Origin of the sequence: Apibacter sp. B3706 (genome assembly GCF_011082725.1) — a bacterium.
Lineage (GTDB): Bacteria > Bacteroidota > Bacteroidia > Flavobacteriales > Weeksellaceae > Apibacter.
Genome location: NZ_CP049715.1, coordinates 1,614,088 through 1,627,529 on the forward strand (window position 1 = coordinate 1,614,088; position 13,442 = coordinate 1,627,529).

The 13,442-nt window shown below is 31.2% G+C and carries 13 protein-coding genes; 4 read left to right on the forward strand and 9 right to left on the reverse strand.

Going from position 1 to position 13,442, the window contains the following annotated elements; translation table 11 throughout:
• The first annotated feature begins 2 nt into the window (after positions 1-2).
• The gene (locus G8C41_RS07160; RefSeq protein ID WP_160557389.1) at positions 3-338 is read left to right on the forward strand and encodes a heavy-metal-associated domain-containing protein; all 336 of its coding nucleotides are present in this window, start codon (positions 3-5) and stop codon (positions 336-338) included.
• A gap of 205 nt (positions 339-543) precedes the next feature.
• Here G8C41_RS07160 and G8C41_RS07165 read toward each other — a convergent pair whose 3' ends face one another.
• The 3 genes from G8C41_RS07165 to mnmD form a co-directional block, all read right to left on the reverse strand.
• A complete protein-coding gene (locus tag G8C41_RS07165) occupies positions 544-747 on the reverse strand; it encodes a hypothetical protein (protein WP_146105565.1) in 204 nt (67 codons plus the stop codon).
• A 179-nt stretch (positions 748-926) separates the two neighbouring features.
• Entirely contained in the window at positions 927-1,352 is a 426-nt protein-coding gene (locus tag G8C41_RS07170; protein WP_160557390.1) for an NUDIX domain-containing protein, read from the reverse strand.
• The gene (gene mnmD, locus G8C41_RS07175) at positions 1,340-2,026 is read right to left on the reverse strand and encodes a tRNA (5-methylaminomethyl-2-thiouridine)(34)-methyltransferase MnmD (RefSeq protein ID WP_255466927.1); all 687 of its coding nucleotides are present in this window, start codon (positions 2,024-2,026) and stop codon (positions 1,340-1,342) included. The genes G8C41_RS07170 and mnmD overlap by 13 nt, the downstream gene beginning before the upstream one ends.
• Positions 2,027-2,111: 85 nt before the next feature.
• On the opposite strand from mnmD, the gene G8C41_RS07180 reads away from it, so the two are divergent.
• The 3 genes from G8C41_RS07180 to G8C41_RS07190 all read left to right on the forward strand — a co-directional run bounded on the left by G8C41_RS07180 (position 2,112) and on the right by G8C41_RS07190 (position 5,653).
• Positions 2,112-3,161 (forward strand): branched-chain amino acid aminotransferase, encoded by a 1,050-nt coding sequence (locus G8C41_RS07180; protein WP_166006949.1) that lies wholly within the window; start codon positions 2,112-2,114, stop codon positions 3,159-3,161.
• A gap of 130 nt (positions 3,162-3,291) precedes the next feature.
• On the forward strand, positions 3,292-4,953 hold the full coding sequence (locus G8C41_RS07185) for an ArnT family glycosyltransferase (protein WP_166006951.1): 1,662 nt from the start codon (positions 3,292-3,294) through the stop codon (positions 4,951-4,953).
• A 28-nt stretch (positions 4,954-4,981) separates the two neighbouring features.
• On the forward strand, positions 4,982-5,653 hold the full coding sequence (locus tag G8C41_RS07190) for an ABC transporter ATP-binding protein (protein WP_160557393.1): 672 nt from the start codon (positions 4,982-4,984) through the stop codon (positions 5,651-5,653).
• A gap of 220 nt (positions 5,654-5,873) precedes the next feature.
• Here the strand turns inward: G8C41_RS07190 and G8C41_RS07195 are convergent, their stop codons facing one another.
• From G8C41_RS07195 to G8C41_RS07220, 6 genes are all read right to left on the reverse strand, one after another.
• Complete coding sequence (locus tag G8C41_RS07195) at positions 5,874-6,194, reverse strand: DUF493 domain-containing protein (RefSeq protein ID WP_105297272.1); 321 nt, start codon at positions 6,192-6,194, stop codon at positions 5,874-5,876.
• A gap of 70 nt (positions 6,195-6,264) precedes the next feature.
• Complete coding sequence (locus tag G8C41_RS07200; protein ID WP_166006952.1) at positions 6,265-8,034, reverse strand: AMP-dependent synthetase/ligase; 1,770 nt, start codon at positions 8,032-8,034, stop codon at positions 6,265-6,267.
• A gap of 193 nt (positions 8,035-8,227) precedes the next feature.
• Positions 8,228-9,499 (reverse strand): serine hydroxymethyltransferase, encoded by a 1,272-nt coding sequence (glyA, locus tag G8C41_RS07205; protein ID WP_166006954.1) that lies wholly within the window; start codon positions 9,497-9,499, stop codon positions 8,228-8,230.
• A gap of 13 nt (positions 9,500-9,512) precedes the next feature.
• Entirely contained in the window at positions 9,513-10,535 is a 1,023-nt protein-coding gene (galE, locus tag G8C41_RS07210; RefSeq protein WP_166006956.1) for a UDP-glucose 4-epimerase GalE, read from the reverse strand.
• Positions 10,536-10,559: 24 nt separating this feature from the next.
• A complete protein-coding gene (locus G8C41_RS07215; RefSeq protein ID WP_255466928.1) occupies positions 10,560-12,554 on the reverse strand; it encodes a KUP/HAK/KT family potassium transporter in 1,995 nt (664 codons plus the stop codon).
• 107 nt (positions 12,555-12,661) lie between these two features.
• Entirely contained in the window at positions 12,662-13,402 is a 741-nt protein-coding gene (locus tag G8C41_RS07220; protein ID WP_166006958.1) for an endonuclease/exonuclease/phosphatase family protein, read from the reverse strand.
• Positions 13,403-13,442 lie beyond the last annotated feature (40 nt).

Below are 13,442 nucleotides of genomic sequence, written 5' to 3' on the forward strand. Positions count from 1 at the left end.
AAATGATGAAACTTATAAAAAAAATTTTTGTCATCCTATTGATATTCATTTCATTTACTGAAATAAATGCACAAATAAATAATCAAAAAGTTGAAAAAATAAAAGTTTACGGTAATTGCAATATGTGCAAGGAAACTATTGAAAAAGCCGGTTATGAAGCAAATATTTCTGCTGTACTATGGGATCCGGGCACTAAAATTGCAACTATAACTTATGATGATACGCAAACATCTTTGAATGCTATTTTGAAGAAAATAGCAAAATCGGGGTATAGCAATGAAAAATATAAGGCTAAAGATTCCGATTATAAAAAATTACCGATATGTTGTCAATATTAAAAAGATAGTAAAAATAGTTTTAAGCGTTCTTTTAGAGAATTTTTTAATTCTCATAATTTAATACATTAATTTATCAATTTAGAGAACTCAATTTTATTGAGCTCTCTTTTTTGTTTTTAATTCTAAATTTACTCTGCAAAAAAAAGGAACTGACTTGAAAAAGCCAATTCCTTATATTAAAAAATTAATTTATTAGTTCAAAAATTTATGAGGCGGTTGCTCTTGGATACCATACCGTACACATAATACCTTCACTTGCTACCTTAGGATGGGCGCAATTTGATTTCTGAAATTTAGAACATTTCAAACAATCATCTTCTCTATGAGGAATCACTTTAAATTCGTATGAATTACAAACTTGATTTTGGCTTACAGCAATTTCTTTAATTGTACATAACTGCCCATTCAAAAAATGCTCACAATTACCACAGCATTTAGCTAACTTTAATTCCATATCAATTATTATTTTATTTAAAAACTTTGATACAAAATTATAAATTAAGATTTAAAGATTTATTCTAAATAACTGATTTAAAGCAATTTATATTTAGAATAAATTAATATAATCGATATAATCATTCTAAATACTCAGGTATTTTTATGAAGTAATTTTTTTACTACAATTTTATCGACCGGTAATGGGATGCTATCTAATGTAATTTGATCTAAAGGCATCCATTCTATTTGATTTATGGACTTTTCTATTATTTGAAGATTGGAAAGATCATTACATTCCACTTTATAGTACACGGTAAGTAATTGACTATCGGGAGTTAATTTAGATTCCAGGAAAAAATCTTGAGTATAGAAATGCTCTTTTACTGTAACTTCTAAATTTAATTCTTCTTTAAATTCTCTAATCAATGTATCCCGAGTTCCTTCTCCCAATTCCAATCCTCCACCGGGCAATTTAAGTAATGGTTTTCCCGCATACATTTCGTGTAGAAACATCAAACAATTATCTTTTATTAAAAGTCCATATACTCTTACATTTAATTTTGTTATCTTTTCCATGCATTAACCATTTCTCGTTTTCCTTTAGGTCCAGTTAATTTTTCTACGTCAAATCCTACATTTTGCATGGCTCTTCTTGCACTTCCTTTACTGGAATAGGTAGTTAGCAATCCTTGTGGTGCCATCCGATCGAAGATTTGCTTAAAAATATCTTCTTCCCAAAGCTCGGGTTGAACTCTTGCTCCAAAAGCATCATAATAAACTACATTTATATCGGAAATAGGTAAATTTCTTAATTCAAGAAAATCTGCCTTAAATTTAATGATAGTAAAATTTTTATTAATTTGAGTTTCCTTCCCCCACTCTGCTTGATGTAACGATTGATAATATTCTTCTGCTTTTTCTTTATTTAGTAAAGTCCCGTATTGTAACTCTTTAATTTCTTCATGTGTTAGAGGATATTTTTCCAACGTATAATATCGAACAGTCAAATCCTTTTCTATTGCTTTATATAATGTTAAAAAGGCATTTAAACCCGTTCCAAAACCCATTTCCAAAATGGAAATCTCAGAAATTTTTAATTGATCTAATCCATGAGATATAAATACATGTTCTGCTTCTTGCATGATACCATGACGGGAATGATAAGTCTCATTCCATTCAGGAATATGTAAGGTTTTAGTACCTTCGGATGTGGTAATAATGGTTCTTTCTAACATAAAACGTAAATCCATTCAAAATTACAACTCTTTTTAATCTATCAAATGATTTATTTATTAATTTTGAAATGTTCAATAAACAATTTTAGCAAGTTAAGTAATGAAAATAAATAAAATAGCAAACTCCAGATTAGATACAATCGATCCTAATGACTCCCCTTTTGGAGCCAACATATCTGATCATATGCTCATATGTGAATACGAAAACGGTAAATGGGGAGAACCGATTATTATGCCATATGGTTCGATGAACTATTCTCCTGCCTTGATGGCTCTTCATTATGGCCAAGCCATCTTTGAAGGAATGAAAGCATATAAGGATAAAAATAATGAGGTTTTTTTATTCCGACCTGAAAAAAACTTTGAAAGATTTAATAAATCTGCGGAACGTTTAGCTATGCCGCAAATACCTAAAGAAATTTTTCTTGATGGACTTTATGCTTTAATTGATTTGGATCGGGGTTGGATTCCTACTAAACCGGGTATTTCACTATATATTCGTCCGGTTATGTTTGCTTCTGAAGAAATGTTTTCAGCAAGGATATCTAAAAAATATACTTTTGCTATTATGACTTCTCCTGCCGGACTTTATTATGATAAGCCCTTAAAAATTAAAATTGAAGACTATTATACTCGTGCAGTAGACGGAGGGGTTGGATTTACTAAATGCGCCGGTAATTACGGGGCTTCTTTTTATCCTACATTTCTAGCTAATCAAAATGGTTTTGATCAGGTAATTTGGACCGATAGTAAAAATCACAGGTATTTTGAGGAATCCGGAACTATGAATGTTATGGTAAGAATCGGAAACACTATTTACACCCCCCCTACTTCCACAACGATTTTAAGCGGTATTACCAGAGACAGCTTAGTACATTTAGCCAAATATCACAATCTGGATATTAAGGAAGAACGGATATCTGTTGACGACATTGTAAATGCATATCAAGAAGGTAATCTAAAAGAAATATTCGGTTGTGGTACTGCCGTGGTAATTTCAAGGTATTCTCATTTGGGCTATCAAGATTCTATCATGGAATTGCCTCAATTATCGGATGAAGAAAGTTATGCCGTTTTTCTTAAAAAACAGTTAGTGGGTATACAAACTAATGAAATTGATGATCCTTTTGGATGGAGATATAAAATTTAAAATTATAATTATTTATAACCAAAAAATATTTTTTTGCTAACTTCTGGAACAGTCTGTGATTCAGAAGTTTTTTATTACCTATGTATAAACCTATGAATCATTTTAACATAAAATCAATATTTAGTAAATAATGAAAGTTAATTCCATAAAAAACATCCAATTTATATTCATAGGTATTTTATTCATATTCAATATTTTTCAATCGGTAACACTTCCTTTAATTGATGATGAGGCTTATTATTGGGTTTGGTCGAATCATTTGGATTTTGGTTATTACGATCATCCTCCTATGATTGCTTTATTTATCAAGGCGGGATATTTATTTTTCAAAGGAACTTTGGGGGTTCGATTTGTATCGATTATATCTTGGACAGTCGTTTATTGTATTTGGTTGTTGATTCTTAAACCTAAAACGTTAAAAGAAAATTATTTATTTATAGGACTTTTTGGATCTGTCGGATTTTATCAAACGTTAGGATTTATATCTACTCCCGACACTCCTTTGCTTTTATTCACTTCTTTATTTTTATGGAGGTGGAAATCATTTAGTGAGAAAAATAATCCACTAAATGCTTTACTTTTGGGCTTATCCATGGCACTTACCATGTATTCTAAATATCAGGGAGCATTATTGATTATTCTAACTTTTATTCCTTTTCTCCCTTCTTTATTAAAAAATAAATGGTTTTACTTCAGTTTGTTGTTTTCTTTGCTTTTATATATTCCTCATTTATATTGGCAGTATGATCACGATTGGGCATCTATAAAATATCATCTTTTTGAAAGGAGCAAACAAAAAGCTGTGACTTATCCATTCCTCAAATGGATACTTGGTATACTTATATTAGGTAACCCTTTGCTTCTCTATTTTTACGGTAAAAGTATTTTCAAACGTTTAGATGGAAATAAACCATGGATAAGATCTTTACAATGGATTAGCTTGGGTGGAATCCTTTTTTTTAGTTTATTTTCATTTAGCAGAGTAATTCAACCGCAATGGAACTTAATTATTTATATTGCGCTCATTCCTTTAACTTATTTAACGTTTAAAGAAAAAAACAATGTTTGGATCACCGGACTTTCTTTTACTTATATTTTACTTTTGTTTATTGTGAGAATATCATTATTCTTTCCCGCTGTCATACATAAAAGTCCCATGTATAAATTGAAGCAATTTGTTTTAAATGCTAAAGAAGTAACGGAGGGTATAGCGGTTTTTGAACGCTATCAAAAAGCGGCTGCATACAATTTTTATACACAACAACCTTCTTGTTGTTTACAAGTTTATACTCATAGATATTCTCAATACGATATTTGGAATTCCGAACAAAAAATTCAAGGGAAAATGATTACATTTTTTGGGGTGGAAGAATTATCTCCCGTTTACCTTGTTGATGAGGATGGAAAAAACGAATATTATAAAACTGTAGATAAATTTTATTCTTACTCTCAAATAAAATGTGAAGTTCAGCCCACTACTATTTCTTCCGAAGAAGAATCACAAACACTCGATGTTAAGTGGATAAATCCCTATAATAAAGACATTAGTTTAGGTGATGATCCCCCTCAAGAACTAGCATTTTTATTTTTTAATGCTAAAACTTTTGAACCACAAAATATAATTTCAATTAATAAAAAATTTATTCTTCCGCCTAAAAGCTCTACAGACCAAACTTTATTTATTGATGTTTCTCAAATTCCTCCCGGTACTTATAAAGTCTATCTGATTTTAAAACCCTATAATTTATTTGGAAAAATTATCTCTAATGAAATGAGCCTCCATATTCCTTAATTTTTTAGTATTTTTGATAAAATATTATATGGTACTTATTCAAAATATACATAAATCTTTTGGTTCCCTTGAAGTTTTAAAAGGTGTTTCTCTCCATATAAAAAAAGGTGAAATAGTTACCATCGTGGGAGAATCCGGTGCAGGTAAATCAACTCTTTTGCAAATCATTGGTACTTTAGACAAACCGTCAAATCCGGAAAGATATCACAGCATTATTGAAATTGATAATTTACCCATTACTCAATTGAGAGATAAGGAACTTTCTTTATTTAGAAACCAGAATATTGGATTTATTTTTCAATTTCATCAGTTATTACCTGAATTTACTGCACTGGAAAACGTGATGTTACCCGGAATGATTGCCGGAAAATCTAAATCTAAATTAGTTAATAAAGCAAAGGAATTATTAAGTTACCTGAAATTATCTCACCGCTTGGAGCATAAACCCGGTGAACTTTCCGGTGGTGAACAGCAAAGGGTTTCCGTTGCCAGGGCATTAATGAATAATCCTAAAATTATTTTAGCGGATGAGCCATCAGGAAATCTTGATTCCGCGAATGCTGAAGATTTACATCAATTATTTTATCAATTAAGAAAAGAATTTAATCAGACTTTTATAATTGTGACGCATAACTCTCATTTAGCTTCTATGGCAGATAGAAGTTTACTTATGAAAGACGGGATAATAGCCAATGTTTAATTGTAAAATAGTAAATTAACCGAATAGATTCAACCATATCAATTTATAACATTTTATTTAACTTTTTCTTTAAAAAAATTTTCAAATAAGATAGTACGCAGAGTGTCTGTATTTTTGATTCCCTGCTTTAATCCAATTAAAAAACTTATTTTAACTATATTCCAATAAAAAAAGCATCAAAAAATAGTTTTCTGATGCTTTTTCATTTTTAAAATTTTACTTATAACATAACTATTCCTTCAATGGAACTTGCTTCTTTATAATATTCAATAACTGAAATTGAATCCGTTACATACATAGTGATGGTTATGCTTGTATATTTACCGTTTTTACTTTCTTTCATTGAAAATGAAGCTCCGCTATGATCAAAAATTTTATGCAATTGAGCCACTTTCTTGCTTTCCGTTGGAATTATAAACTTAAACATATAATTCCCCGGAAATGTATGTTCTTTGTCTAACTGTTCTTTAAATCTTGAATAAAAATCTTCAGGATTTTCGCCTTTATTGGCAAATATTTTTATATTGTCATTCCTATTCATGGTTACCCTTAAATCAAATCTAAAGCCAAATAAAATTTATGACAAAATAGCATGTTGAAAATTATTTTAGTTATTTATCATACAATTTATTATATAAATTGATGTACTTTTCTTTAATAAATTTTCTTTTTAATTTTAAGGTAGGGGTTAATTCTCCTCCATCTACCGACCATACATTGGGGGTTAGCTCAATTTTTTTAATTTGCTCCCATTTCCCTAAATTTTTATTTACCTTTTCAACATCTTGCATGATTCTATCTTTAATTATCTTATTATTGACAATTTCTTCTGGCGAAGCAGTAGAATTTAATGGTAAATGTTTATAACTAATATATTTAGAAATAAAATCAAAATCAGGCTGTATAAGCGCACAAGGCATTTTTTCTCCGTCACCAACTACCATGGCTTCTCCTATAAACCGTGATTGCTTAAGGTTATTTTCAGTTACTTGAGGAATAATATATTTTCCTCCGGAGGTTTTAAATATTTCTTTTTTTCGATCGGTAATTTTCAAGAATCCATCTTTCATATAACCTATATCTCCTGTCTTAAGCCAACCGTCTTCCGTAAATATTTCTTTGGTTTTTTCTTCATCTTTATAGTACCCTAAGAAAACATTCGGCCCTTTGGTTAGTATTTCTCCGTCCTCTGCAATTTTAACCTCATATCCGTCTAATAAAGGCCCCACCGTTCCTAATCGGTAGACTTCATCATTTATACCGTTTACTGAAATAACCGGAGACGTTTCTGTCATTCCATATCCTTCCGTAACGAGCAACCCCGCGGCAGAGAATACTCTACAAAGATTTTCAGATAGCGCGGCACTTCCACATATCATTAACTGAAGATTATTACCTACTGCTTCTCTCCACTTTTTAAATACTAAAGCATCTGCTATTTTATGAGAAAGGCCGGTCGGTTTGAAGGGTTGATATTTTTTAGCTACATTGAGTGCCCATAAGAAGATTTGTTTTTTAATCCAACCGGAAGAAGTTCCTTTGTTATATATGGATGCATACAATTTTTCAATTACTCTCGGAACCACTAGAATCACATCGGGTTTAACTTCTTGAAAGTTTGAAGCTAATTTATCTATACCTTCTGCAAAATATATCCCATAACATTTATACATAAAAACATAGACTACCATTCTTTCTAATATATGACTGATGGGAAGAATACTTAAAATTCTAAATTTCTCATCATTTTTCATTAAAAATCTGGTATGGCATCCCATTACATTGGATAGTACATTTCCATGTGAGAGCATAACGCCTTTGGGTCTTCCTGTAGTTCCGGAAGTATAAATTAACGTCATCCATGTATCGGGTTTTATAGTATTTTTTAAGGTTTCAACATCTTGTTGATTGGATTCCTCTTCACCCTTTTCTTTAATTTCCGACCAATGGGGAACTCCTTCTATCTCATCGAAGGTAAAAATATTTGAAAGCGAAGGGCAATTTTCCTTTATATTTTGTACTTTATCATATAACTTTTTGTCAGAAATCAGACAAAATTTAGCTTCACTGTTGTTGAGTATAAATGTTAAATCGTCATCGCTCATGGTTGGATATATAGGAACACTTACCGCTCCTATTTGTTGTATGGCAAAATCCATAATCATCCATTCTGTTCTGTTTACTGACGTAATTAAAGCTATTCTGTCTTCAGGTTTAATTCCATATTTTAAAAGACCTCTACTAACTTGGTTAACCTGATCTATAAGCGATTTTGTTGATATTCCTTCCCAAACTCCATTTTTTTTTGATGATAAGGAAACTTCAATCGGCCTATTTTCTAATTGATAATATAAAATGTCAAATAGCCTAGCGACTTTCATTATGTATTCATTTTAAAGCGCGAAAAATACAAAAAAATAATATATTAGCAAAAATCTTCTTTTTTCTTGATTTGTTAATTAGAAATAAAAAATCAAGTTTTCTATCTTATGTAAATGAAAACTGACTAAAACTTATTAATTAGAAATAATCAGTTTTCATAATTTAACTTTTTTTAAAATTCAATATTTTTATTTACCATTGGAATAAAGGCCTAGAATCCATTAAAGCATTGACTTCTTTTTTTACTTTATTTATCACCTTTTCGTTTTCCGAATCTGCGATAACTTCATTTATAAAATCCGCTATTTTTATCATATCGTCTTCTTTGAGCCCTCTTGTGGTTACTGCTGCAGTTCCCAATCGAATACCTGAAGTTACAAAAGGACTCCTGTCATCGTAAGGAATCATATTTTTATTACATGTTATGTCTGCTTTTTCTAATACTTTTTCGGCAGCTTTACCTGTAATATTTTTATTGTGTAAATCAATTAGCATAAGATGGTTATCAGTTCCTCCTGAAATTATAGTAAAATCTCTTTCTATCAATGCTTGAGATAAAGCTTCGGCATTTTTAACGACTTGATGGGTATAAGCAAGGTATCCATCACTTAATGCTTCAATGAAAGTTATCGCTTTTGCTGCTATTATATGCTCTAAAGGTCCGCCCTGAGTTCCCGGAAAAACAGCTCCATCTAGCACTTGTGACATCATCTTTATCTCTCCTTTAGGCGTTTTATGTCCGAAGGGATTTTCAAAATCCTTACCTAACATAATCATTCCTCCTCGTGTACCTCGTAATGTTTTATGAGTTGTAGTGGTAACTATATCACAATAAGGTAAAGGATCACTTAAAATTCCTTTAGCTATTAATCCTGCAGGATGTGAAATATCAGCCATCAATATTGCTCCTATTTCATCAGCTATTTCTCTAAATTTTCGATAATCAAAATCTCTGGAATAGGCTGATGCTCCCACTATGATCATTTTAGGCTTTTCTTTCCCGGCTGTTTCAATCATATCTTCATAGTTGATGCGCCCATCATCTTTATTTACTTTATAAAAAACCGGGTTGTAATTTATTCCTGAAAAATTAACGGGAGAACCGTGAGTTAGATGTCCGCCATGGGCTAAGTCTAATCCCATTACTTTGTCACCGGGTTTTAAACAGGCTAGAAATACGGCTGCATTTGCCTGTGCTCCGGAATGCGGCTGAACGTTTACATAAGAAGCTCCAAATAACTTTTTAGCACTTTCTATGGCGATTTCTTCTATTTGGTCTATTACTTCACATCCTCCATAATATCTCCTTCCCGGATATCCTTCTGCATATTTATTTGTTAATACAGATCCGGCGGCTTTCATTACTTCGTCGCTGACAAAATTTTCCGAGGCTATCAATTCAAGCCCTTTGGTTTGTCTTTGTTTTTCTTTTTCGATCAGTTCGAATATTGTTTTACTTTCCATAACATAGTTTACTTTATTTTCTATATGATTTTTCCCAATTCCATGCATCTTTAACCATATCTTCTAAAGAATACTTGGCTTTCCATTTTAATATTTGATTGGCTTTATCGCAACCGGCATAGATGCTTTCTACGTCTCCATTTCTTCTGCCTCCTATAACATAAGGTACTTTAACCTTATTAACCGCTTCAAAGGTATTTATTATTTCTAAAACAGAATTACCAAGCCCTGTTCCTATATTAAATACATCATGCGACAAATCTCCTTTATCTGCCAGTAAATACTCACAAGCATTTACATGAGCTTTCGCAAGATCAACCACATGAATATAGTCTCTTATGCATGTTCCATCGGCGGTGTTATAGTCATTACCAAATACTGTCAATTCTTTTCTAATTCCAAATGCTGTTTGTGTAATAAATGGCATTAAATTACTGGGAATTCCTTTCGGCAATTCTCCAATTAAGGAAGATGAATGGGCTCCTACCGGATTAAAATATCGTAAAGAAAGTGCTTGTAAGCTACCCGTTGCCGAAACTTTTTCTATTATATCTTCCGCCATTTGCTTGGTACTTCCGTAAGAAGATAGGGATTTTTGAATTGGAGAGGTTTCTGTAACAGGTAATTTTTCGGGCTGTCCATATACGGTTGCAGAGGATGAAAAGACCAATTTTCTTACCTTAAATTCATTCATAACTTCCAATAGGTTCATAAGAGATATTAAATTTGAACGGTAATAGGTAAGAGGGATTTTCATAGATTCTCCTACTGATTTTTTAGCTGCAAAATGTATACAGGCAGAAATATCGTTATTATCCGTAAATACTTGATGTAATTTATTATAATCACCTATATCGTATGAATAGAATTTGGGTTTACATCCCGTAATTTTTTCTATTCTTTCTAATATAAATAATTCTGAATTACTCAAATCATCTATAATTATCGGTTCAAATCCTGATTGAATCAATTCAACTACCGTATGAGAACCTATAAATCCTAAGCCCCCAGTAATTATGATTTTAGTTTTATTCATAAGTCATGAAATTTATCTAAATATTTATTTATAATTCTTCACTCTTTTTATCCTGCTTTTATATATTACATCCGTAAGCATAGGTACTTCTTCCACTTCTACGTTATAAGTATCTAAGCCTAAAGCAGCGGTATCAGATATTCCTATATATTTGACCATGTTATAAAAGCGTAAGATAAACCTTTCTTTTAATGAAAACAAATATTCTTGATTGAAAACTCTATCTATAAGGATATATTTAAAATCTGCAGGAATATCATATTTTTTCAAAGATGGATAATTGCTTGACAAATCTATTTTTCCTGAGATTTTTAAATCTTCAAGCACTTGGCTAAAATAAATATTTATTAAAGGAACTACTTTGAATCCTAATTTAAAATTAACTTTGTATAAGGTATTGGGTATTAATTCTAATACATCATATTCAAACGTATAAGGGTTTGTATCATTTTCTACTCTAAGGAACCAATAGTAATCTGCTCTTTTAGGGTTTTTATTGACTATGGAAAATAAAATTTTTGCTTCTATTTCTTCTGATTTACCTGCTCTACTTATATATACTAAATGGGTTGAATATTTCGATATGTCTGTATCGGTTTTCATATCTTGTATAATAGGCAGATAAGGTTTTATATTCACATATTGTACGTATTTATTTTTCAATTTACGTCCGTTATACCAAATGTACATAGAGAAAGCAATCAATCCGGCTAACATCATGGTAATCCATCCGCCTTCTTCAAATTTCAACGCATTGGCATAGAAAAATCCTCCTTCAATAATAAAATATATGATTGCAAATAATAAAATAAAAAATATATTTACTTTTTTGCTATATAAATAGAAAAGTAATAAAATGGTTGTCATCAGCATAGTGATGGTAATTGCCAAACCATAGGCCGCCTCCATTTTAGAAGATTCTTTAAAATAAAATACAACAAAAATACAGGATATGAGTAATCCCCAATTTATGGCCGGAACATACATTTGACCTTTTTCATGGGTGGGATATTCAATTTTTTGCCTAGGCCAAAAGTCCAACGACATAGCCTCGCTAAATATAGTATAAGATCCTGTTATTAAGGCCTGACTTGCTATAACCGCTGCCAAGGTAGCCATTCCTACTCCAATGATTACAAAGTTATCGGGCATCATCATAAAAAATGGATTTCCTCCACTAGCTGCTTCTACAGGATGTGACAGAATCCATGCACCTTGTCCGAGATAGTTTATGATTAAACAAATTTTTACAAAGCCCCAACTTATCCTGATGTTTTTAATTCCACAATGTCCCAAATCGGAATATAATGCTTCGGCTCCGGTGGTACACAGAAATACAGCACCCATAATTAGTAAAATCATATGTTTAGCTTCTAATGCAGTTTCTGCACTGTCTCTCACAATAAGCATTAACTTAACAGCATAATAGGGATTTATGGCTTTTATTACATATAAATTAGGTATAAATTGAATAGCACCGAGTAGTAACAACATAATAAACCAGAGGGTCATGATCGGTCCGTAAAATTTACCTATGGATTGGGTTCCAAATTGTTGGACTACAAAAAGAACTATAAGTATAAATATGGTAATGGGTATAACTTCTGTATTGGGATTATAACTTTTAAGTCCTTCAACTGCCGACATAATGGTCATTGAAGGAGTAATTACCCCATCAGAAACTAACGTTGCGGCTCCTAAAATGGCTACTATATACAGCCATTTATTCTTCATCTTTTTGACCAGTGAATACAACGCTAGAATTCCACCTTCTCCATTATTATCAGCTCGTAACGCTATTACCACATACTTGAGGGTTGTTTGCAATGTTAACGTCCAAATAATGCAAGATAAAGCCCCTATGATAAAATCTTCTGAAATATGATCTGTGTGATTGGCGGCAACTATGGCTCTCATTACATATAATGGAGAGGTTCCTATATCACCAAAAACTATCCCGATGGTAACTACTAAACCTATAAAAGTAAGTTTGGATTTCTTAGAATCAATCTGCTGCACAATTAGTTATTTTAATTTACTACTAATTTGCAAAGTTATATTTTTTTTAAGTTAAATTTTTTTTTATACTGTTAATTTAATTAAAATAGAACCGGAAATTTAGCTCATTAATTTAACTTCAATGTTGCCAGTACCGGATAATGATCAGAAATAGTAATTGTTTTATCTACATAACATTGCATCGGCGTAAAGCTATTACTTGCAAATATATAATCAATTCTAATGGGATAATAATAATCATAAAAAGTCCAACCTAAACCTTTCCCACTTTCTTCAAAAACATCTGTCAAATCTTTTTTCAAGGTAAAATATTCATACGATAAGGGTACCGAATTCAAATCTCCACAGACAAGTACGGGATAGGGCGATTCTTTTATATATTTTGAAAGTAAATCTATTTGAACTTGATGTTTTTGAAAACCTTTTATTAATTTTTCCGTTATCAGTTCCAAATTAGCTTCAAAATGTTTTAGGCTGTTGGCTTTGAATAAATTTTTAGAAAGATTCATAGGTTCTAAATATATGCTGAAACATCTTATTATATCCTGATCTTTCTGTATATCTACCATGCATGCAAATCCATTACCCGGCAGTATTATTTTTTGTTCATTTATAATGGGATATTTTGATGATATGCCAATTAAATCAAAGGCTGCATTATAGCGTTCAGCTAAAAATATTTCTTTTGATCTCCACTGTCTGGTATAGATTTCGTGAAAAAATGCAATGTCAATATCTTTTTGATGAATATAGTTTTCCAGGGATCGTAAGTCTTTATTATCGTTTGCATATCTAATATTATAAGTTAAAATTTTAAGTTCATTATTCCGAATCGGTTGATTATTCAATTCCCCAAAATGAACGTATTTTTTTATAGGAAACAGTAAA